This is a genomic window from Kitasatospora sp. NPDC001159 (assembly GCF_053598235.1).
On sequence record NZ_JBSFJV010000050.1, the window covers coordinates 37369 to 59136 of the forward strand.

Sequence of the window (21768 nt, forward strand, 5' to 3'; positions counted from 1 at the left end):
GGGCGGCCCCGGCGAGCGGCCGGGGTCGCCTTCCAGGATCTCACGCCGCCCCGGCGGCCCCGGAACCGTTTTCCGGGGCCGCGGGGCCGGGCGCGGCCGATCGGGGCCGGGCCGGACCGCCGGCCTACTGCTTGGGCGGCTGGTAGTCCTTGCCCAGCACGACCACCAGGTCCGCGTTCTGGGCGTCGCCCACCTTCTTCACCGCCGAGTCCGGCAGCCCCAGGCTGGTCGCCAGCGACTTCGCCGCGGCCTGCCGGGCGTCGTCGGTGTAGCGGATCTCACTGGCAGCCTGCGCGGCGGTCTTGGCGCCGCCCGGGATGAAGGTCAGGCCCGAGTTGACGATCTGCACCTGGGCGGCGGCCGCGGCCGCGTCGTTGCCGGTGGCGTCCTGCAGCGAGACCCGGGCCGGGGCGCTGCCGACCGCCGCGGACTTCACGGTGCCGCCGAGCACGTCCTTGACCTGCTTGCCGGCGCTCGCCTCGTCCAGGCTGCCGTCCGGCTTGACGGTCAGCGCGGTGGTGCCGAAATGGCCGTCCTTCGCCTGCTGGGCGAGTTGGGCGAGCACCCCGGCGAGGGCGTCCTCGGGCAGCGAGGGGTCGAGCACCGCGTTCATCCGGTGCACGTCGTCCTTGGCGTCCTTGAACTCGGTCGGCATGGTGCGCACCACCGCGTCCATCACCTGACCGAACCGGGCCAGCTGGGCGTCCCGGTTCTCGCCGGGCCCCTGCAGGGTGGCGTACGCGACCGCGGCCTTGCCGCTGAGCAGGACGTTCTTGCCCGCCGCGGACAGCAGCTTGCCGTCCGGCTTGCCGCCCTCGTGGGTCTCGGCGTTGGTGTCCACCCGGACACCGCCGAGCTGGGAGACCAGCAGCTCCAGGTACGGGGTGTCCAGCCGCCAGGTGCCCGCCACCGGAGCGCCCAGCACCGTGGACAGCCCGTCGCGGGTCGCCGAGGCGCCGATCGCGTCCATCGACTGGCCGACGGTGGTCACCGGCGGCTCGCCCGGTCCGGGCAGCCGCAGGTTGTCGGGCAGCAGCAGCACCGTGCCCTTGTGCCCGGAGGCGTCGTTGACCAGCAGCGCGCTGGACACTTTGCCCTGCAGGTCGCGCAGGTGGACGACGTTGACCTGGCGCCCGCCGGCCGCGGCGGCCGCGGTCGGCTTGTCGCCGGTGAACCACAGGTAACCGCCGACGCCGCCCGCCACCAGCGCCACCACCACACCGAGGCCGACCAACCGGTTGCGCAGCTTGCGGCGCCGCTCGGCGCGCACCTCGCTGCGGGACTCAGCGAACTTCAGCCAGTCGATGACGTCCTCGGTCTCCTCCGCCTCCTCGTCGACGAAGGTGAACTCGCCCGTGGTGTAGCTGTCCCTGGGCGCGCGGGAGCCGGCCTTGCCGGACCGGGCCCCGGCGACCTGCTCGGACGGCGCCCCGGGCTTGGCCGGGGCCGTCTCGGCGGCCGGCCGGGGCGTGCGCGGGCGCGGCACGGCGGGCTCAGCGGGCGCGGCGGGGGCGACGGCCTCGGGCTGCGGCTGCGGCTGCGGCTCGGTGACGACCGGCGCGGCCTGGTACGGCTGCTGGTACCCCTGGTGGTATTCCTGCTGCTGGTAGCCGCCGTACGGGTCCTGGGTGTACACCGGCTGCCCGTACTGGTCGTACTGCGGCTGCTCGTACCCCTGCTGCTGGTACCCCTGCTGGTAGCCCTGCTCCTGCTGGTACCCCTGCTGTTGGTGGCCGGTGAAAGTGCCCTGGCCGTACACCGGCTGCCCGTACTGGTCGTACTGCGGCTGCTCGTACCCCTGCTGCTGGTACCCCTGGTACGGCTGCTGATACTGCCCGGTGGACCACTCCTCCGGCTGCTGCCCGTTGCCGTTGCGCGTGCTCATGCGCCCACCTCGCTGCGCTCGGCGGCCGCTTCGCGAAACGCGCGCCTTCCGATGATTCGCTCGCTGCGCTCGCTCATGCGCCCACCTCGCTGCGCTCGGCGGCCGCTCCGCGAAACGCGCGCCTTCCGATCATTCGCTCGCTGCGCTCGCTCACTGACGCTCCCGGCTCAGGTCCCGTGCGGCGCGTACAGCGCCCGCTTGTCGATGTAGCGGACCACGCCGTCCGGGACGAGGTACCAGACCGGCTCGCCCTTGGCGACCCGGTTGCGACAGTCCGTGGAGGAGATGGCCAGCGCCGGGACCTCCACCAGGGAGACCCCGCCCACCGGAAGTCCGGCGTCCGACAGAGTGTGCCCCGGTCGGGTGCATCCGATGAAGTGGGCCAGCGAGAAGAGTTCGTCAGAGTCGCGCCAGGACAGGATCTGGGCGAGCGCGTCGGCGCCGGTGATGAAGAAGAGGTCGGCGTCCGGGTGCAGCGCGTGCAGGTCGCGCAGGGTGTCGACGGTGTACGTCGGGCCCTCGCGGTCGATGTCGATCCGGCTGACCGAGAACTGCGGGTTCTCGGCGGTGGCGATGACCGTCATCAGGTAACGGTCCTCGGCCGGGGTGACCTGCCGGTCGCTCTTCTGCCAGGGCTGCCCGGTCGGGACGAAGATCACCTCGTCCAGGTGGAACGCGCTCGCCACCTCACTGGCGGCGACCAAGTGTCCGTGGTGGATCGGGTCGAAGGTGCCGCCCATCACGCCGAGGCGCTTCTTCGCCGGTTCCGGTCCGCCGGGAATCCCGGCCTGCTCTCCCATGCCGCCACACCTTACGCGACGCCCATCACGGTGCGGGAACGCCCGTGTGGGGGTTGCCCGCAGATGCGTGAGGGAGCGGCCGGCCCGCTGGCCGGACGCTCCCCGAGCGGTCCGTGGACGCGGTCAGCGGTCCCGGTTGAAGCGGGTGGTGATGAAGAGCAGGAGCAGCAGGATGAACAGGGCGGCGCCACCCGTCAGGGCCGGGTTCAGGCTGTCGTGGTTGCCCCCCTCGCCGTCGGCGAGCAGGTTCAGAACGGGGAGTGCGGCAGCAGTGCTCATGGTCGGCGGGACCTTCTCGGCTCGGTGAACGGACCTGGGGGTTGTTCCGGGCCGGTGAGGGCCCACCCGTCATCGTACGGGGGGTTACACGGCAAGCGCTCGGCGGCCCACCGCCACTGACCGGGCGTGAGCGGGCGGAGCGGACGAACCGTCGGGAGGGGGCGCGTGAGCCCGTGGACGGGAGGCGGCGGTCTACTGGCCGCGGAAGGCGCGGGCCATGATCCAGACCAGCAGACCGATCCCGACGAAGGACGCGATCACGATGATCCGCAGGAACAGGCCCGGGCCGGGATCGTCGGAGATGGGGGCGGCCAGGCTGACCAGCGTGTCGGTGGACATCTGAGGGGCTCCTCGAACTGCTCGGTACCGCGGCCGGGTCCGGTCTCGGTTCTCCAGGGCATTCAGGGTAAACCCGCCTCACACCGGCACCGCCCACCGGCCCCTGTGACTCACCCGCTCGCCTCCGGGGCGCTCTGACCCGGTGCCGACGGTCGGCGCTCCGGCGCTCGTCCCTCGCTTGTCACTTCTCCCTTTCGGCACCGGCGCGCCCCTTCGGCTCGGGGCGGGACCGCGCGGCCGGGCCCGCGCGTACGCTAGCCCGGGGGACGAGTACGCAACCACGGACGTTGCACAGACAGTCGTTGCAGGCGAAGACCAGCGGGGGGCCGGCCGTGCGCCGGGACCGCCGTCGACCAGGAGGTACTCAGACCATGACCGACACGTTCGAGAAGACCCCGAGCCGGCGCCGGCAGCGCTTCCCCGAGATCTCCACCCGGGCCTGGGAGCACCCCGCCGACCGATCGGCGCTGGTGGCCCTGCGCAAGCTCTCCGGCTTCGACGACGTCCTGAAGAAGCTCGCCGGGCTGGTCTCCGAGCGCGCGATCCGGCTGATGTTCCTGGCCACCGCCGTGAAGACCTCCGAGCGTCAGTTCCCCGAGCTGTACAACATGGTGCGCGACGCCGCCTACGCGCTCGACCTGGAGCAGGTGCCGGACCTGTACGTGACCCAGGACCCGACGGTCAACGCGTACACCATCGGCATCGACACCCCGATCATCGTGATCACCAGCGGCCTCGTCGAGCTGCTGGACGAGGAGGAGCTGCGTTCGATCATCGGCCACGAGGTCGGCCACGCGATGTCCGGCCACGCCGTCTACCGGACGATGCTGATGATCCTCACCAACATCGCCACCCGGATCGCCTGGGTGCCGCTCGGCAACCTGGCCATCATGGCCCTCGTCACCGCCCTCAAGGAGTGGTTCCGCAAGGCCGAGCTGTCCAGCGACCGGGCCGGCCTGCTGGCCGGGCAGGACCTCCAGGCGTCCATGCGGGCCCTGATGAAGCTGGCCGGCGGGCACAACCTGGCCGAGATGAACGTCGACGCCTTCCTGGAGCAGGCCGAGGAGTACGAGAAGGCCGGCGACCTGCGCGACGGCGTGCTCAAGCTGCTCCAGCTGCTGCCGCAGACCCACCCGTTCGCGGTGGTCCGGGTCGCCCAGCTGAAGAAGTGGGCGGAGAGCGACGAGTACCGCTCGATCCTGGCCGGCGCCTACCCGCGCCGCTCGGACGACCGGGACGCCTCGGTCGGCGAGCAGTGGAAGGCCGCCGCCGACCACTACACGACCTCGGTGAAGGAGAGCAAGGACCCGCTGATGGGCCTGCTGCGGGACGTGGCCGGCGGCGCCGCCACGGTCGGCGGCAAGCTGCGCGACACCTTCGCCGGCGGCAACCGCGGCTCCTCCTCGGACCGCGACGGCAGCTGAACCACCGGGTGGACCACGGCGGCCGGTGACCCGGGCGGGGCCACCGGCCGCCTCGCCGTCACAGGGTCCTCGACTCGTTCCGGGGCGCTCAGCTCCCCGCCAGCACCCCGCACACCTGCCAGGCCGGCCGGGCGTGGTTGCTCGGGTCGACCGGCGTCGGCGGCGCCACCGCGGTGCCCTGGACGGTGGCCAGCACCGGCTGCAGGAAGCCCGCCATCGAGGTCGTGCACGGCGCCGGCCCGGCCTCCACCACCGAGTCCACCAGCCGCAGCTGCGCCGAGGCCAGGTCCACCCGGTCGAACTGGAAGGTCAGCTCGCGCCGCACCGTCTCCAGGGTGACCGGCGCTCCGGCGGGCGCCCCGGCCGGCTTCAGCGCGTAGACAAAGGTGTGGTCGGTGGTGATCTGCAGCGTTCCGCTGTCCGCCTCGTCGACCCGCATCGCGCCGGCCACCTTCACGGTGTCGGAGGCCAGCGCGACCTGCGCCGGGTCGAAGCGGACCACCCAGCCGGTCAGCGCGTGGTGCCGGTCGTCCACCGGCTGGGCGACACTCGCGTCGAACCCGGCCTGCTCACCGGGTGTGACGAAGGCCCGTACGTCCGTGGTGGCGCCCTGGACCAGCGCCGCAGGGGCCAACGAGGAGGCGACCAGGTAGTGCTGCACGGTGTCCAGCGCCTTGGTCACCTCGATCCGGCTGAAGTGCTCGGTGGCGGCCCCGGTCGGGGTGTTCAGCCCGATCGTCCCGTCGCCGTACCCGGTCGGCAGCGCGGCGAACGGATTCGCCGGGTCGGCCACCGGGTGGACGGCCGAAGCCGGGCTCAACGCGACCAGGCTGACGGTCAGTTGGCTGCCTTCGGGCCGCGCCGGGACGCCCTTCGGCGAGTTCACCCCGAAGTACACCGCCGCCCCGAAGGCCAGCAGGATGAGCAGCAGCAGGGCGAGCGCCTGGCGCGGGACAGTGCCCAGCGGCCCGAGCCGCACCCGTGCCCGGGTGGCCTTGCCGAAGGAGCCCGCGAGCCGCTCCCGGGCCGACAGCTCCTGGATCCGGGCAGCCCGGACGAACGATTCGTCGAACACGACGGACCGGAATTCGTCCTCGTTTCCGGAACCACCCTCGGGCGTACCCTCAGGAGGCTCTCGCGGGTCACCCATGACACCAGGGTAGGCGTACACCCGCCCCGCTACGAGGGCCCCTGTGCAGATTGCCGGGAACGCTCCGTGACCACCCGCCCGGGGCGTACGCCCCGCGGCCGCGGCTAGCCCGCCGGGGCCGTGACCACCGGCGACGCTTCGACCGGCGCGGGCCGCGGGTCCACCCCAGCGCTGCTGCTACCGGACTCCGGGCGCCGGGGCGCGCCGGAGGAACCGCCCACGCCCTGGTAGATCGCCGCGACCGCCACCGCCACCAGGCTCACGCCCATGATCACGGCGAGCACCCAGGCCACCGGCCGGTGCCAGCGCTGCTGGGCCACGTACCGCCCGCGGCCGCGCACCGGGTCGTAGCGTCGCCACCGCCGCCGGGCCTGGCGGCCGGTCGCCCGGCCCGGGCCCGACCAGGGGTCGGGGTAGAGGTGGTCCTCGTCGAGTCCTCTCGGGTACGGGCGCAGCTCCAGCGGCAGCCCGTCCCCGGCCGAGACCTCATAGCCCCAACCCGGTCCCGCGGTGTCCGGCTCGAACCGCGCCTCGGCTGCGGCGAGCTGCCGCTCCTTGGCCGTCGGCTCGTGCACGGCGGCGGACCGGACGAAGGCCTCATCGAAGACCACGGTGGCGAACTCGTCGTCCGCACCACCGTGGTCGGCGCCGTCGGGGTACGGCAAGCCCCCCACATCCTCAGCCACGGATTCAGCGTATTACCGGCCGGGCGATTTGTCTGTGGCTCCCGGCAGTTGGTCCGTCACATGTGCGACGGACGCCCCTCACACCGCGTTCAGCGGGCGTCCGCATCGCCACCCACGGTCTGCGTCGCCTCGCCGCGGACGTGCCCGTCACCAGTGACGATGTACTTGGTGCTGGTCAGCTCGGGCAGGCCCATCGGGCCGCGGGCGTGCAGCTTCTGGGTGGAGATGCCGATCTCCGCACCGAAGCCGAACTCACCGCCATCGGTGAACCGGGTGGAGGCGTTGACGGCCACCGTGGTCGAGTCCACCAGCTGGGTGAACCGGCGGGCGGCGGCCTGCGAGGTGGTGACGATCGCCTCGGTGTGGCCGGAGGACCAGCGGCGGATGTGCTCCACGGCGGCGTCCAGCGACGGCACCACGGCCGCGGCCAGGTCGTACGAGAGGTACTCGGCGCCCCAGTCCTCGTCGGTGGCCGGCACCACGGTGGCGGTGCTGCCCTCGGCGGCCTTGAGCACCGCCTCGTCGCCGTGCACGGTCACCCCGGCCTCGGCCAGCGCGGCCAGCGCCAACGGCAGGAAGGCGTCCGCGACGTCCTGGTGCACCAGCAGCGTCTCGGCCGCGTTGCAGACGCTGACCCGCTGCGCCTTGGAGTTCAGCAGGATGCCGACGGCCATCGCCAGGTCGGTCCGGGCGTCCACGTACACGTGGCAGTTGCCGGTGCCGGTCTCGATCACCGGGACGGTCGAGCCCTCGACCACGGTGCGGATCAGCGAGGCGCCGCCGCGCGGGATCAGCACGTCGACGAGGCCGCGGGCGCGCATCAGCTCCTGCACGGAGTCCCGGCTCTCCCCCGGCACCAGCTGGATCACGTCGGCCGGCAGCCCCGCCGCGGCGACGGCGTCCCGCAGCACGACCACCAGCGCGGTGTTGGAGCGGTAGGCCGAGGCGGAGCCGCGCAGCAGCACCGCGTTGCCGGACTTCAGGCAGAGCGCGGCCGCGTCCGCCGTGACGTTCGGCCGGGCCTCGTAGATGATGCCGACCACGCCCAGCGGCACCCGCACCTGGCGCACGTCCAGGCCGTTCGGCAGGGTGTAGCCGCGCACCACCTCCCCGACCGGGTCGGGCAGGCCGACCACGTCGCGCACGTCGGAGGCGATCGCGGCGATCCGCTCCTCGGTCAACGTCAGCCGGTCGATCACCGACTCCGCGGTGCCCGCCGCACGGGCCCGGGCCACGTCCTCACCGTTGGCCGCGACGATCTCGGCACTGCGGGCGACCAGCGCGTCCGCGATCGACAGCAGCGCGGCGTCCTTGGCGCTGCGCGGCAGCGGGGCGAGCGCGGCGGCGGCCTCCCGGGCTCGGCGCGCTACGGCGAGGACGGGGCTGTCGGCGGTGGCGAGGTCGCTGGTCATGCCGCCAAGGGTAGCGACTGCACCGACCCCGCCCGCCGCCGTTTCGCCATGCGAACAGGGCCGGTCAGTAGGGGTGCACGCCGCCCAGCTGCGGCGGCGGATCGCCGAAGCCCTCCGCCACCCGCTTGTGGTACGTCGCCCGGTCGACCACCTCCAGGCCGACGATCTCCCAGGGCGGCAGGTTGGCGGTCACCTTGTGCTCCCCCCACAACCGCAGCGCGATCGCCGCCGCGTCGTGCAGGTCCCGGGCCTGCTCCCAGTACCGGATCTCAGCGTGGTCGGCCGCGTAGCGGGCGGTCAGGAAGAACGAGTGGTCGTGCGCCAGCCGCTCCAGCGAGGCGCGTAGCGAGGACAGCGGGGTGACCTGCCCGGCCACGCTCAGCACCACGTGCCACAGCCGCGCCTGCTCGGGCACGCTGGGCGGGTCCACCGCCTCGGCACGCTGCGGCCGCGCCCTGCGCACCCCGCCGGGCCTCTGCGGCGGCGGACCGGCCGGCTCGGCGGGGCCGTCCCCGCGTCCGCCGTCGATGCTGGTCAGCCGCCGGCCCGCCGTCCCTCCGGTCAGCGCTGCCTCGCGCCTGCGTTCCACCGGCGGCCTCCTGTTCGGCGATGTCGTGTCGTCCCGACCGGCCCCGTCGGCCCTCGGCCGACCGGTACGGCTGCGCCCCTCCTCGCCGCGGCCGGGCCGCTCCCGGTACGGAGCGGCCCGCCGGCCGCGCTCCGCCGATCGGCCGGTGCCGGCCGAACGGCCGGTCAGCCGCGCAGAACGACCAGGTCGTCGCGGTGGACGACCTCACGCTCGTACGCGGCGCCGAACTCCTGGGCCAGGTCGCGGGTGGACCGGCCGAGCAGGCGGGGCAACTCCCTCGCATCAAAGTTGACCAGTCCGCGAGCCACGATGTGGCCGTTTTCGGCAAGAAGGTCCACCGGATCACCCGCGGCGAACTCCCCGTCGACCTTGGTGACCCCGGCCGGCAGCAGCGAGGCGCCACCGGAGACGACCGCCTCCACCGCGCCCGCGTCCAGGTGCAGGGCGCCGCGCGGGCTGCTCGCGTGGGCGAGCCAGAGCATCCGGTCGGAGGTGCGGCTGCCAGTGCGCAGGAAGAGCGTTCCGGTGGGCCGTCCGGCCAGCGCGTCGGCGGCCTGACTGGCCGCCGTGAGTACCACGGGGATGCCCGCGCCGGTGGCGATCCGGGCAGCCTCGACCTTGGTGACCATGCCACCGGTGCCCACGCCGGCCTTGCCCGCGCTGCCGATCTCGATGCCGTCCAGGTCGTGCGGGCCGCGCACCTCGGCGATCCGGCTGGTGCCGGGCTTGGACGGGTCGCCGTCGTAGAGGCCGTCCACGTCGGAGAGCAGGACCAGCAGGTCGGCCCGGACCAGGTGGGCGACCAGGGCCGCCAGCCGGTCGTTGTCACCGAACTTGATTTCGGCGGTGGCGACGGTGTCGTTCTCGTTGACGATCGGCATCGCGCCCATCGCCAGCAGCTGGTCCAGCGTCCGGTAGGCGTTGCGGTAGTGGGCGCGCCGGCTGGCGTCCTCGGCGGTCAGCAGCACCTGGCCGACCCGGATGCCGTACCGGGCGAAGGAGGCGGTGTAGCGCGCGACCAGCAATCCCTGGCCGACGCTGGCGGCAGCCTGCTGGCGGGCCAGGTCCTTGGGGCGCTTGTCCAGGCCGAGCGGGGCGAGGCCGGCGGCGATGGCGCCGGAGGAGACGAGGACGACCTCGGGCGCGTCCGGGCGGGCGCGCACCTTGGCGAGCGCGTCCACCAGGGCGTCGACCCGGTCGGCGTCCAGGCCGCCGGCCGCCGTGGTGAGTGAGGAGGAGCCGACCTTGACCACGATCCGTCGTGCGGTCAGCACCTCCTCCCGCAGTGAGTCCTCGCTCATCTCGCTGTACGCCCTTCCGGTGTGGTGCGGGTACGGCGGGCCGGGCCCGGCCGTCAACCCCGAAATCTACGCGATCCGCGCAGCTCCCCCGCAGGGTGTTTCACCGGCTGGACCCGGCCTGGTCACGGCCTCGCCACAGCCGGGACGTCAACCCGGATGGCTGGTATGGTCCCTGACCGAAAGCCAGATCGGGGGACGGCTTCTTGCCCGCTGGACCCATTCGTCTTCGACCTTCCTGTCATCGGGCGGCGCCGCACTGGGCATGCCGGCAACGGTTCGCGGCCGCGCGCCCTGGAGAAAAGCGCACCATGCGTTCGTACACCACGAAGCTCACCGTCGCCGCCCTGGCGGCGGCCACCGCCCTTTCGCTCGCGGCCTGCGGCCCGGACAACGCCGACCCGGCCGCCACCGGAGGCGCCACCGGCGCGGCTCCGGCGCAGACCGGCGCGGCCACGGGCGGTGCCGCCACCGGCGGCGCGGCCGGCGGCTCGACCGCCGCCCCGTCGGGTGGCGCGGCCACCGGCGGTGCCACCACTGGTGGCGCCGCGACCGGGGGTGCGGCCACGGGCGGCGCCGCGACCGGGGGTGCCGCCACTGGTGGCGCCGCCGACGGCGGTGCGGCCACGGGCGGCGCCGGCAAGATTCCGCAGGCCGGCACCACCGTGAAGGTCGGCCAGTCGGCCACCGTCGACTTCGCCGACAAGACCTCCAACGTCGCCGCCAAGCTGCAGATCACCGTCACCGGAATCGAGGTCGGTTCGCTGCAGGACCTCACCGCCGCCAAGGTCCCGACCACCGGGCTGGACGGCCGCACCCCGGTCTACGTCAGCTACACCATCAAGAACCTCGGGGAGTCCAGCCTCTCCTTCACCGCCCCGAACTCGAAGTTCGTCATCTTCGACAGCTCCGGCAACAAGGGCCTCCCCACCCTGAGCGCCGCCAACCCGATGCCCAAGTGCACCGGTGCGAAGTTCCAGGGCGTCGCCAAGGGCGCCGAGACCAAGGGCTGCGACATCTTCACCATCGCCGGCAACACCCCGGCGGCGGTCGGCTACACCGACCTGAACGACCTGCTCAAGCTGCAGGCCTCCTGGGCGAAGTGACGCCGCGTCACCCGTGAGCACGTGAACGGCCCCCGCCACCTCGACAGGTGGCGGGGGCCGTTCGCGTCAACCGGCTCAGTAGTCCTCGTCGTCGCCCTCGATGGCGGCCTGGCGGCCGCTGGAGAGCGCCTCGAAGGCCAGGAACTCGGCCTCGGCCGCGTCCCGGCCCTTCTGCTTCTCACGGCGCCGGTCGACCGCCGGGCGCGGGCTCTCGAAGCGGTGGTCCTCACCGCGGCGGCCGAGCATCTCGGCGCCCGCGGCCATGGTCGGCTCCCAGTCGAAGACGACGGCGTTCTCGTCCGGGCCGATGATGACGGTGTCGCCCTCGTGCGCCCCGGCCTTCCACAGCTGGTCCTCGACACCGAGGCGGGCCAGCCGGTCGGCGAGGTAGCCGACCGCCTCGTCGTTGGCGAAGTCGGTCTGGCGGACCCAGCGCTCCGGCTTGACGCCGCGGATGCGGTAGGCGCCGTCCTCCTCGGTGATGGTGAAGCCCGCGTCGTCCACGGCCTTGGGCCGCAGCACGATCCGGGTGGACTCCTCGGCCGGCTTGGCGGCGCGCGCCTCGGCGACGATCCCGGCCACCGCGAAGCTCAGCTCGCGCAGGCCCTTGCGGGAGGCGGCGGAGACCTCGAACACCCGGTAGCCGCGCTCCTCAAGGGAGGCGCGGGTCAGGTCGGCGATGTCCTGGCCGTCCGGCACGTCGACCTTGTTGAGCGCCACCAGGCGCGGGCGGTCGTCCAGGCCGCCGTACTCGGCGAGCTCGGCCTCGATGGTCTCCAGGTCGCTCAGCGGGTCGCGGCCGGGCTCCAGGGTGGCGCAGTCCAGCACGTGCACCAGCACCGAGCAGCGCTCGACGTGCCGCAGGAACTCCAGACCGAGGCCGCGGCCCTGGCTGGCGCCCGGGATCAGGCCGGGCACGTCGGCGATGGTGTAGACGGTGTCGCCCGCGGTGACCACGCCGAGGTTGGGGATCAGGGTGGTGAACGGGTAGTCCGCGATCTTCGGCTTGGCGGCGGAGAGCACCGAGATCAGCGAGGACTTGCCGGCGCTCGGGTAGCCGACCAGGGCCACGTCAGCGACGGACTTGAGCTCCATGACGATGTCGCGGGCCTCGCCGGGCTCGCCGAGCAGCGCGAAGCCCGGGGCCTTGCGGCGGGCGGAGGCGAGCGCGGCGTTGCCGAGGCCGCCGCGGCCGCCCTGGGCGGCGACGAAGCTGGTGCCGTGCCCGACCAGGTCGGCCAGCACGTTGCCCTTGCGGTCCAGCACCACGGTGCCGTCCGGCACCAGCAGGACGAGGTCCTCGCCGTCCGCGCCGGTGCGGTGGCCGCCCGCGCCGGGCTTGCCGTTGGTGGCCTTGCGCTTGGGCGAGTGGTGGTACTCGAGCAGCGTGGTGACCTGGGAGTCCACGGTGAGGATGACGCTGCCGCCCTCACCGCCGTTGCCGCCGTCCGGCCCGCCGAGCGGCTTGAACTTCTCGCGGTGCACGGAGGCGCAGCCGTGGCCTCCGTTACCCGCGGCGACGTGAAGTTCGACGCGGTCCACGAAGGTGGTCATGGGTGTGCCTCCAGTACGGATGAGTCTGCTTGCTTCTGTGTAAAGCGCGAAGGGTGGACCGGAACATTCCGGCCCACCCTTCAGTGTGAGTCTGGTTCGACTCGCGAGTCCGCGGGGACTCAGGCCTCGACGGCCACGATGTTGACGACCTTGCGGCCGCGACGGTTGCCGAACTGGACCGCACCGGCGGTCAGCGCGAACAGGGTGTCGTCGCCACCGCGGCCGACACCGGCACCCGGGTGGAAGTGGGTGCCGCGCTGGCGGACGAGGATCTCGCCGGCGGAGACGACCTGGCCGCCGAAGCGCTTCACGCCGAGGCGCTGGGCGTTCGAGTCACGGCCGTTACGGGTAGAGCTTGCGCCCTTCTTGTGTGCCATATCTCGCTATCCCCTTACTTGCTGACCGAGTCGATGCTGGTGATGCGCACCGCGGTGTGCTTCTGACGGTGACCCTGACGACGGCGGTAGCCGGTCTTGTTCTTGTAGCGCAGGATGACGATCTTGTCGCCCTTGGTCTGGTCGACCACCTCGGCGTGAGCCTTCACGCCGGCCAGGACCCACGGGTCGGAGGTGACGGCGTCACCGTCGACGACCAGGATGGTCGAGAGCTCCACCGAGTCACCCGGCTTGGCCTCGATACGGTCGATCTCCAGCACGTCGCCGACGGCGACCTTGTGCTGGCGGCCGCCTGCGCGAACGATCGCGTACATGCGGTACCTACTTTCCTAACTCGGTCGGACCTCCCGACGCCAGCCGCCTGGGTACGGACACAGGGGCCTCCTCCCGTTCGCCCCGCGCGGACGCGGGGACCTCGGGAAGGTGATGTGCTCGGGAGCGTGGCGTAGACACGCCGATGGTCAAGAATACGGACCGGCCGCCCGAGGGGCAAACCGGCCCGTACGGCCCGGGGCGGGAGGACTCCCGCCCCGGGCGTGGGCACTACTCAGCCGCCGTATCACCCTCGGCGGCCGCGGCCTTCTTGGCCGCCGCGCTCGTCCGCTTGGTCGCGGTCTTGCGGGCGGTGGTCTTCTTGGCCGCCGTGGTGGTCTTCTTGGCGGCGGTCTTCTTCGCGGCGGTCTTGCGGGCGGCCCGCTTCTTCGGCGCCGGGGCCTCCTCGGCGGGCGCCTCCTCCGCGGCCGGGGCCTCGGCGGGCTCGGCGGCCAGGGTCTCGACGACCACGGCCTCCGCGACGACGGCCTCCTCGACGGCCTCGGGCTTCGCCTCCGTGACGGCCTCCGCGACCGTCTCGGCAGCGGCCTCCGCTGCGGCCTCGACGGCCGGGGCGGCGGCGGCCAGGGCCGCCTCCAGCGCCGCGTCGGCCTTCGCCTGCAGCACCACGATCTCGGCGGCCTGCGGCGAGCCAGCCGGAGCCGTCGCCTTGCGCACCGCGCGGCGGCGGGCACGGCCCGCCGGAGCGGCGGCCGGAGCGGCGGCCTCCGGAGCTTCCTCGGCCTTCGGAGCCTCGACCACTGCGATCTCGGTTGCCGGGACCTCGACGCCCGGGACCTCCAGGGCCAGCTGGCCCTCGATCTCCTCGCGCACCGGCTCGGCGGCCTCCACCAGAGCCTCGGCAGCCTCCACGACCGCCTCGGCCACCGCGGCCTCGACGGCCTGCGGCTCCTCGTGGCCGGCCCCGCCCTTGCCCCGGCGACGGCGCTTGCCGCCGCCCGCGGGCTCGCCCGCGGCCGCGGCCGGGGCGTGGACGTGGGTGCTCGGCTGCTCCATGTGCACGATCACACCGCGGCCGTTGCAGTGCACGCAGGACTCGGAGAAGGACTCCAGCAGGCCCTGGCCGACCCGCTTGCGGGTCATCTGGACCAGGCCCAGCGAGGTGACCTCGGCCACCTGGTGCTTGGTCCGGTCCCGGCCCAGGCACTCCAGCAGGCGGCGCAGCACCAGGTCGCGGTTGGACTCCAGGACCATGTCGATGAAGTCGATCACGATGATGCCGCCGAGGTCGCGCAGCCGCAGCTGGCGCACGATCTCCTCGGCCGCCTCGATGTTGTTCCGGGTGACCGTCTCCTCCAGGTTGCCGCCCTGACCGACGAACTTCCCGGTGTTGACGTCGATGACGACCATCGCCTCGGTGCGGTCGATCACCAGCGAACCGCCGCTGGGCAGCCAGACCTTGCGGTCCAGCGCCTTCATCAGCTGCTCGTCGATCCGGTAGGTGGCGAACACGTCCACCTCGGAGGTCCACCGCTGGAGCCGCTCGGCGAGGTCCGGGGCCACGTTGGAGACGTACTCGTGGATGGTCTTCCACGCCTCGTCTCCGGAGACGATGACCTTGGTGAAGTCCTCGTTGAAGATGTCGCGGACGACCCGGACGGTCATGTCCGGCTCGCCGTACAGCAGCGCCGGGGCGTTGCCGGTCGCGGCCTTCTTCCGGATGTCCTCCCACTGCTGCTGGAGGCGCTGGACGTCGCGGGTCAGCTCATCCTCGGAGGCGCCCTCGGCGGCGGTGCGCACGATGACGCCCGCGTCGTCCGGAACGATCTTCTTGAGGATCTGCTTCAGACGGGCGCGCTCGTTCTCGGGCAGCTTGCGCGAGATGCCGGTCATCGAGCCCTCGGGCACGTACACCAGGTAGCGGCCGGGCAGCGAGATCTGGCTGGTCAGGCGGGCGCCCTTGTGGCCGATCGGGTCCTTGGAGACCTGCACCAGCACCGACTGGCCGGACTTCAGCACCGACTCGATCCGGCGCGGGCCGCCGTGACCGCCCAGCGCGCCGAAGTTGACTTCACCGGCGTACAGCACCGCGTTGCGGCCCTTGCCGATGTCGACGAAGGCGGCCTCCATCGACGGCAGCACGTTCTGGACCTTGCCCAGGTAGACGTTGCCGACGTACGAGGTGGCCTGCTCCTTGTTGACGTAGTGCTCGACCAGCACGCCGTCCTCGAGGACGCCGATCTGGGTCCGCTGGCCGTTCTGGCGCACCACCATGACGCGCTCGACCGACTCCCGGCGGGCCAGGAACTCGGCCTCGGTGATGATCGGCACCCGGCGGCGGCCCAGCTCGCGGCCCTCGCGGCGGCGCTGCTTCTTCGCCTCCAGACGGGTCGAGCCCTTGATGGACTGCACCTCGTCCGGGTCGAAGGACGGCTCGGTGGAACGGCGACGCGGCTCGCGCACCTTCACCACCGTGCGGACGCCGTCCTCGGTGGTCTCGGCGGTCTCGACGGCGCCGGCCTCACCACTGCGGCGGCGCCGGCGACGACGGCGACGGGACGAGGACAGACCGGCGGCCAGCTCGTCCTCCTCCTCGCCCTCCTCCTCGGCGACGGCCTCGGCCGACTCCTCGGCGGCGGGCTGCTCGGTCTCGACGGCCTCGGCGGCCTCGAACTCCTCGGCCTCGCCACGACGACGACGGCGGCCGCCCCGACGGCGACGGCGGGACGGACGACCGTCCTCCTCCCACTCGCCCTCGGTCTCCGGACCGGCGGCGGGGGCCTCGACGGCGGGCACCTCGACGGCCGGAGCCTCGACCGGCGCCTGGACCGGCGCCTCGACGACCGGCTTGCGGCGGCCCGGCTCCACCCGGGTACGGACCCGACGACGACGGCCGACGCCGCTGTACTCGTACTCGTCCTCCTCGTTGCGCTCGGCGGCAGCAGGGGCAACGGGGGCCTCGGCCCGCGCCGGGGCGGCGGCGGGCTGCTGCGGCGCGGACGGCGCGACGTAGGGGGCCGGCTCCTGGAAGACCGGGGCCTGGAAGACCGCGGTGGCCGGGCGGACCGCGCGGCGGCGCACCCGGTGGTGCGGCTCGGCCTCGGCGGCCGGCTCGGCGGCAGCGGGGGCCTCGGCGGCGGCCTCGACGGCCTCCTCCTCGGCGGGCTCCTCCTCGACGGCGGGCTCCTCGGCCACCGGGGCCTCAACCACCGGCGCGGCCTCGACCACGCGACGGCGACGGGCGCGGCGGGCCGGAGCGGCGGGAGCCTCCTCGGCCACCGGCTCGGCGGCGGGGGCGGCGGGCTCCTCGGCGGGGGCCTCGACGGCCGGCGCCTCGGCGGCAGGCGCACCGGCCGGGGCCTCGGCGCGCTTGCGGGTACGACGGGCCCGAGCGGGCTTCTCCGCCTTCTCGTCCTTCTTCTCGGCCTTGACGGCCTTCGCGGCGGCGGGCTCCTCCACGGGAGCCCCGACGACCGGAGCCACAGCGGTGTCCGGCGCGGTGACCACGATCGCGGCCTCCTCCGGCGCACCGGCCGGAGCCTCGGCACGCTTGCGGGTCCGGCGGACCCGGACCGGCTTCTCGGCCACCGGGGCCTGCTCGGACGCCGGAGCCGCCGCGGCGGGCGCTTCGGCCGGCAGGACCGTTTCGGCCGCCTCGGCGGCCGCACCCTGAGGCGTGCCCGCCGGGCGGGACACCGCCCGGCGACGACGGCGCGGCGGCGCGGCAGACGCGCCCTCGCCGCCGGTCGCGGCGCTTTCGTTCTTTTCCGTGGCCGCAGTCTGCTGCGGATCGGTGTTATCGAGCATGCGGGTGGATCTCCCGTCAGGCCCCCGGGCTCCGCATCCGGGCACGGCGCGGCACCAGTGGGCGGCCGGCATCGCGACGATGCTCGGGCCGGACCCTTTGACGGTGCCGCCGCGCGGACGCGAGGCCGCACAGGGGCTCGTAGTCTCGCTCGGCGCCCCGCGCTCGGCGGGGTGTCGAAAAGTCTTCTGGTCTGACCAGTCTTCTGAGGTTTTCCCAAGCTGAGCCGTCCCCCAACCCCGGGTGGCTCCCGGACGGGGCCCCGGGCCCACCGACCGTCCTGGTCGGCGGGCCCCGAGTGGCCGGCCTGTGCTGCGACGACGCTCGCTCCCCTGGGGAGCCGCGGGAACCCTGGAGGACCGTCGGGGCCCAGTGAGGCACTGGACCCGGCCTCCGCCCACTAGACGGACGCGGTAGCGCGCGGCCCGGCGGCCGTTTCTCAGCCAGCCGGGGCCGCGGCGCGGTCGAGCGCCAGCGGGTCGGTCACCGTGCCGGACTCCTCGTCGAGCGGCCCCTGCGCCAGCCTGGTCACCTCTGCGGGGACCGGCGGCGCCAGGTCGGCCGTCGCACGGAGACCGGACAATACGTCGTCGGGTCGTACGGCGGGTGTGGCGTGTCGTACTACCAGGCGCAGTATCGCACAGGGACGGCCGGTCCGAACATCGCGGTCGGTTTCGGGGGCCGTGTCCGTACCACCGTCGACCTGCGGCTCGACGAGTCCGAGCGCGGCCACCGCACCGCGCGCGTCGAAGACCCGCACGCCGTTCTTGGTCCGGCGCTCGACCTCGACACGCTCCTCGGCGAGGAACTTCCCGACCGCCTGGGTGGCCTCGTCCGGCTCGACGCCGTCGAGGCGGACCAGCCATTCGGAGGCCTCCAGGCGCTCCACGAAGTTCGGCGTCCGGACCTCGACCGCGTCGATCACGTCCAGGCCCGTGGGCAGCGACTCGTCCAGCTGCGCCCGCAGCTGCTCGGGGTCCCGGAGGGCGGCCAGACCGATCTCCAGGTACTCCGCCTCGCTCGCCACCCCGGTCGGGGCGGCGTTGGCGTAGGACACCTTCGGGTGCGGGGTGAAGCCGGCCGAGTAGGCCATCGGAACGGCGGACCGGCGCAGGGCGCGCTCGAAGGCGCGCTGGAAGTCGCGGTGGCTGGTGAAGCGGAGCCGGCCGCGCTTGGTGTAGCGGAGACGAATCCGCTGCACCGTCGGCGCGGGCGGCGGACCGTCGGGCGTACGGCGTGCCAGGGTCACTCAGTCCTTTAGTCAATTGTCCCCGTCCGGCGCGGCGCAATCCCGCCACTGTCCGGACTCTGTCACCTCAAAGGGTACGCGCCCCACCGCACCCCTCGCTCCGCCCCTGGTCAGCAGCACCCCGCGGACACCCCTCGACCCCCGCCCGGAACGCTCCGAACGGGGGCCGAGGGGTGTCCGACGCCTACTTGTTGACGACCGTCAGCGGCAGCATCTTCTTGCCGGTGGGACCGGTCTGAATGTGGGTGTCCATCTGGGGCTATATGGACATGGATCCAAAAATGTCGCTAGCGTCCGTGGCATGGGACGAGGTGCGAAGCGCGCCGTATCGGCGCAGCGACAGCAGCAGTACGACGTGGACGCCGAGTGGTCGCCGGCGGACCTGAAGCTCTTGAAGGATCTGAAGCGGGCGGAGGCCCAACTGCCCGAGGACGCTCCCCGGGCTCTCCTCTCCATCCGACTGAGCGTGCTCACGGACGAGACCACGTCGCCGGTGCGCCAGGAGCTGGACCTGCGGATGCTGGCCCGCGACATGGGCGTGCGGGTGGTCGGGGTCGCGAGCGACCTCAACGTGAGGGCCACGAAGGTCCCCCCGTGGAAGCGCAAGCAGCTCGGGGACTGGCTGAACAACCGGGCACCGGAGTTCGACGTACTGCTGTTCTGGAAGCTCGACCGCTTCGTACGGCGTCTCTCAGACCTCAGCACCATGATCGAGTGGTGCCTGAAGTACGGGAAGAACCTGGTCTCCAAGAACGACGCCATCGACCTGACCACCGTGGTCGGCAAGGTCATGATCACGCTGATCGGCGGGATCGCCGAGATCGAGGCGGCCAATACCTCCACCCGGGTCACCAGCCTGTGGGACTACGCCAAGACCCAGGCGGAGTGGCTGGTCGGCAAACCGCCCTACGGCTACAGGACGGTCGTGGACGAGAACGGCAGGACCGTCCTGGCCATCGATGAGACCGCTTACAAGGTGCTGCACTGGAGTCGGCGCCGGGCGTCGAAGATCTCCGCTTCTCATCAGGTGCGGATCATCAAGCGTGCAGGCGTGCCGGGCTCCGAGGGGCTGACAACGTCGACCCATCTCCGAAGGCTCAGGAACCCCGCCCTCATGGGGTACCGGGTAGAGGAGGACAAGAGCGGCGTCGGCCGGAAGTCGAAGCTGATCCTCGGAAAGGACGGCAAGCCGATCAAGGTCGCGGAGGCAGTCTTCACGGAGGACCAGTTCGCGCAGCTCGGCAAGGATCTCGACAAGTGGGGGAAGAACCAGCCTGTCCGCCAGGAGGGCGGCGCCACCAAGTTCCTCGGGGTCTTCGTGTGCGACGACTGCAGCACCAACATCACCGTGCAGGTCACGACGACCAGGGGTGTCCAGTACAAGTACATGCGGTGCGCTGGCTGCAAGGGCGGCGGACCCGGGGTGAACGACCCGGACGGGGTGTACGCCGCGCTCGTACAGGACGTGCTCAAAGTACTCGGGGATGAACCGGTCCTGGTCCGGGAGTACGCCAAGGGGGCCGAGGCCCTGAAGAGGAAGAAGCAGCTGGAGGAGTCCGTCTCCTACTACATGAAGGGTCTGGAGCCCGGCGGGCGCTTTGCCCGTACTGCGTTCACCCGCGAGCAGGCGGAGGAGACGCTGAACCAGCTCATCGATGAGCTGGAGGCCATCGACCCCGAGTCCACCCAGGACCGGTGGGTCAACGCGGCCAACGGCAAGACCTTCCGAGAACACTGGGAGGCAGGGGGCATGGAGGCCATGGCCGCCGACCTGCTCCGCGTAGGCGTGACCTGCAAGGTCACCCGCACGAAGGTCCCGGGGCAACGCCAGCCCGCTGTGCGCCTCAAGCTCAGGATCCCCAAGGACTACCGCGATCGGCTGGTCATCAAGGAAGACGACTTCGCGAGCAAGCTCTGACGCCGGCACCGAGCAAGATCGCTGGCAGCATGCAACAGCCCCCGCCATCAGGTCGGGGGCTGTTGTCATCAGTGCTTGGTCGGATCGTACGGCTCCTCATTGCCTTCGTCGTCCACGATCACGATCTCACTCTCAACGGTCGACGCTCGCGCCAGCGTCGAGGCCCCTGCTAGCTCGACAGGGCTTACCGGCGGACCCGCCGTAGCCAGCACTACGGGGAGAGCGGCCACGAGGCCTCGCCTCGCTCGGTGCAGCATCTCGCTTCTTCGCGAGCCACCTCACGGTTGGCTGCGAGGTCTTCGGCGATTCCGGCGGCAATGAGTGCTTCGGCGGGCGTGTGGCCGGTCCCTGCGAAGCGCCAGGCGGTTTCGGTGACGGTCTCGTTGTCCCAGTCGGTGTACAGGGGCGGGGCACCGGCCAGGGCGCGGGCATGTTCGGCGCGGTCGGTCCGGAGCTGCCCGTAGGTGGTGGAGTAGGCGTGGCACAGGCGGCCGAGGCGCCAGGCGGTGGCGATAAGGGCCCGGACGTGGGGGTTGACGTGCAGCGCTCGTATCTCTGCGAGGGACGTGATGCGGCGGTCGACGGCGCCAGCGGTTTCGGCGCCCTTGCTGGTGTACTTGGCGACGTAGGCGGCTACGGCGTCGTCGGTGAGTCGTCCGCCGTCCCCGTTGGTGAGGGGGTGGGCATCGAGCTGGATGCCGAAGCTGAGTCGCCCGCCGTCGTAGGCCGCCGTGTCGGGACACGGGAGCGCCACCGCAGCGGCAGCAGACCGGACGCTGTCCAGGAGGAGTTCCAGAGTGGCCCAGGGCGGGGGCGGGGAGGTGGGTCCGTCGGGGCCGTCGAAGCGGATGACGGCGTGGAAGTGGACGGCGCCGCGCTTCTGGTACTCGGCGACCTTGGTGGCCGAGACCCGGACCAGGGTGCGCACCTCCGACCGGCCGACGTCCGCCCCCGTGGCGACGTGGTGGTAGAGATTGTCGCGGAAGGCCTTCCACAGCGCCGGGGCCGTGGCGTTCCACAGCACATGGCCGGGGTAGTCGTAGCAGTTGGTGCAGAGCGGCTGTCCGATGAGCGGGTCCGTGTCGGGGTGGGTCCGGCCGCAGCCGTGTCGGCCGCCGTGTTCGCAGCGTCGGCGCCGGGGCTGTCGCAACTTGCCTTCACTTACTCAAGCGGCGGCGCATCCGCGCCGCCGGGCGGCCTCAGCCGCCCACGGGTGCAGGGCCGGTTGAAGGCGAAGGCGCCCACGCCGTTCGCTGCCGCCGGGGTGGCTGGGGTGGCCGGCCGAGGGAGGCTTTAGGCACCTTGCCGCGTCGGGGCCCACGTCGGGCAAGGACACCGCCCAAAGCCTTCCCCCAACCGGCCACGCGTGCACCGACCCCGCCCACCGGGATCCGGTCAGGCCAGCTCGCGGCGGACGTACGCGGCCAGGCAGAGCAGTTCCTCCAGGCTCAGCCAGCCCTGGCGATCGTGACTGCAGGTCTCAGTCCAGTCTGTGATCGCCAGGACAGTACCTAGGAGCGTGGGTCAGTAACGAGCAAGCGGCTCCGCTCCCGTCACCGACGGATCGGTCGCGGCGGCCTCGGCGGGGCCTGTGTGGGGTTCGGGC

General features: G+C 72.6%; 18 protein-coding genes. 3 read left to right on the forward strand and 15 right to left on the reverse strand.

Annotated features, from left to right (window positions below; all coding sequences use genetic code 11):
• Positions 1–124: 124 nt before the first annotated feature.
• The 4 genes from ACWC9T_RS24155 to ACWC9T_RS24170 form a co-directional block, all read right to left on the reverse strand.
• Positions 125–1885, reverse strand: coding sequence for an LCP family protein (locus ACWC9T_RS24155; protein WP_449823129.1), 1761 nt, complete (start codon positions 1883–1885; stop codon positions 125–127).
• A 167-nt stretch (positions 1886–2052) separates the two neighbouring features.
• Positions 2053–2685: a nicotinate-nucleotide adenylyltransferase gene (gene nadD / locus ACWC9T_RS24160; protein ID WP_449823130.1), complete on the reverse strand. Its 633-nt coding sequence runs from the start codon at positions 2683–2685 to the stop codon at positions 2053–2055.
• A gap of 123 nt (positions 2686–2808) precedes the next feature.
• The gene (locus ACWC9T_RS24165; RefSeq protein ID WP_449823131.1) at positions 2809–2964 is read right to left on the reverse strand and encodes a hypothetical protein; all 156 of its coding nucleotides are present in this window, start codon (positions 2962–2964) and stop codon (positions 2809–2811) included.
• Between the two features lie 192 nt (positions 2965–3156).
• Positions 3157–3303 carry a hypothetical protein gene (locus ACWC9T_RS24170; RefSeq protein WP_396250388.1) on the reverse strand — a complete coding sequence of 49 codons (147 nt, stop codon included), beginning with the start codon at positions 3301–3303 and terminating at the stop codon, positions 3157–3159.
• A gap of 371 nt (positions 3304–3674) precedes the next feature.
• On the opposite strand from ACWC9T_RS24170, the gene ACWC9T_RS24175 reads away from it, so the two are divergent.
• A complete protein-coding gene (locus ACWC9T_RS24175; RefSeq protein ID WP_449823133.1) occupies positions 3675–4727 on the forward strand; it encodes a M48 family metallopeptidase in 1053 nt (350 codons plus the stop codon).
• Positions 4728–4815: 88 nt separating this feature from the next.
• Here the strand turns inward: ACWC9T_RS24175 and ACWC9T_RS24180 are convergent, their stop codons facing one another.
• The 5 genes from ACWC9T_RS24180 to proB all read right to left on the reverse strand — a co-directional run bounded on the left by ACWC9T_RS24180 (position 4816) and on the right by proB (position 9865).
• Positions 4816–5877 carry an SCO2583 family membrane protein gene (locus ACWC9T_RS24180; protein ID WP_449823134.1) on the reverse strand — a complete coding sequence of 354 codons (1062 nt, stop codon included), beginning with the start codon at positions 5875–5877 and terminating at the stop codon, positions 4816–4818.
• A 104-nt stretch (positions 5878–5981) separates the two neighbouring features.
• On the reverse strand, positions 5982–6563 hold the full coding sequence (locus tag ACWC9T_RS24185) for an SCO2584 family spore wall biosynthesis protein (RefSeq protein WP_449823135.1): 582 nt from the start codon (positions 6561–6563) through the stop codon (positions 5982–5984).
• Positions 6564–6652: 89 nt separating this feature from the next.
• Entirely contained in the window at positions 6653–7975 is a 1323-nt protein-coding gene (locus ACWC9T_RS24190; protein WP_449823136.1) for a glutamate-5-semialdehyde dehydrogenase, read from the reverse strand.
• A gap of 64 nt (positions 7976–8039) precedes the next feature.
• The gene (locus tag ACWC9T_RS24195) at positions 8040–8564 is read right to left on the reverse strand and encodes a hypothetical protein (RefSeq protein WP_449823137.1); all 525 of its coding nucleotides are present in this window, start codon (positions 8562–8564) and stop codon (positions 8040–8042) included.
• A 164-nt stretch (positions 8565–8728) separates the two neighbouring features.
• Positions 8729–9865, reverse strand: a complete 1137-nt coding sequence (gene proB / locus ACWC9T_RS24200; protein ID WP_449823145.1) for a glutamate 5-kinase — start codon at positions 9863–9865, stop codon at positions 8729–8731.
• Between the two features lie 308 nt (positions 9866–10173).
• Between proB and ACWC9T_RS24205 the strand changes: the two genes are divergently transcribed.
• Positions 10174–10968, forward strand: coding sequence for a hypothetical protein (locus ACWC9T_RS24205; protein ID WP_449823138.1), 795 nt, complete (start codon positions 10174–10176; stop codon positions 10966–10968).
• Positions 10969–11043: 75 nt separating this feature from the next.
• On the opposite strand, the gene obgE is transcribed toward ACWC9T_RS24205, so the two are convergent.
• From obgE to ACWC9T_RS24230, 5 genes are all read right to left on the reverse strand, one after another.
• A complete protein-coding gene (gene obgE, locus ACWC9T_RS24210; protein WP_449823139.1) occupies positions 11044–12522 on the reverse strand; it encodes a GTPase ObgE in 1479 nt (492 codons plus the stop codon).
• Positions 12523–12641: 119 nt separating this feature from the next.
• The gene (rpmA, locus tag ACWC9T_RS24215) at positions 12642–12899 is read right to left on the reverse strand and encodes a 50S ribosomal protein L27 (RefSeq protein WP_030058248.1); all 258 of its coding nucleotides are present in this window, start codon (positions 12897–12899) and stop codon (positions 12642–12644) included.
• Between the two features lie 14 nt (positions 12900–12913).
• The gene (gene rplU, locus ACWC9T_RS24220; RefSeq protein ID WP_030233759.1) at positions 12914–13231 is read right to left on the reverse strand and encodes a 50S ribosomal protein L21; all 318 of its coding nucleotides are present in this window, start codon (positions 13229–13231) and stop codon (positions 12914–12916) included.
• A 229-nt stretch (positions 13232–13460) separates the two neighbouring features.
• Entirely contained in the window at positions 13461–16997 is a 3537-nt protein-coding gene (locus ACWC9T_RS24225) for an Rne/Rng family ribonuclease (protein WP_449823140.1), read from the reverse strand.
• 437 nt (positions 16998–17434) lie between these two features.
• Positions 17435–18244, reverse strand: coding sequence for a TIGR03936 family radical SAM-associated protein (locus ACWC9T_RS24230; RefSeq protein WP_449823141.1), 810 nt, complete (start codon positions 18242–18244; stop codon positions 17435–17437).
• A 301-nt stretch (positions 18245–18545) separates the two neighbouring features.
• Between ACWC9T_RS24230 and ACWC9T_RS24235 the strand changes: the two genes are divergently transcribed.
• On the forward strand, positions 18546–20162 hold the full coding sequence (locus ACWC9T_RS24235) for a recombinase family protein (RefSeq protein WP_449823142.1): 1617 nt from the start codon (positions 18546–18548) through the stop codon (positions 20160–20162).
• 211 nt (positions 20163–20373) lie between these two features.
• Here the strand turns inward: ACWC9T_RS24235 and ACWC9T_RS24240 are convergent, their stop codons facing one another.
• Positions 20374–21312, reverse strand: a complete 939-nt coding sequence (locus ACWC9T_RS24240; RefSeq protein WP_449823143.1) for a replication initiator — start codon at positions 21310–21312, stop codon at positions 20374–20376.
• Positions 21313–21768 lie beyond the last annotated feature (456 nt).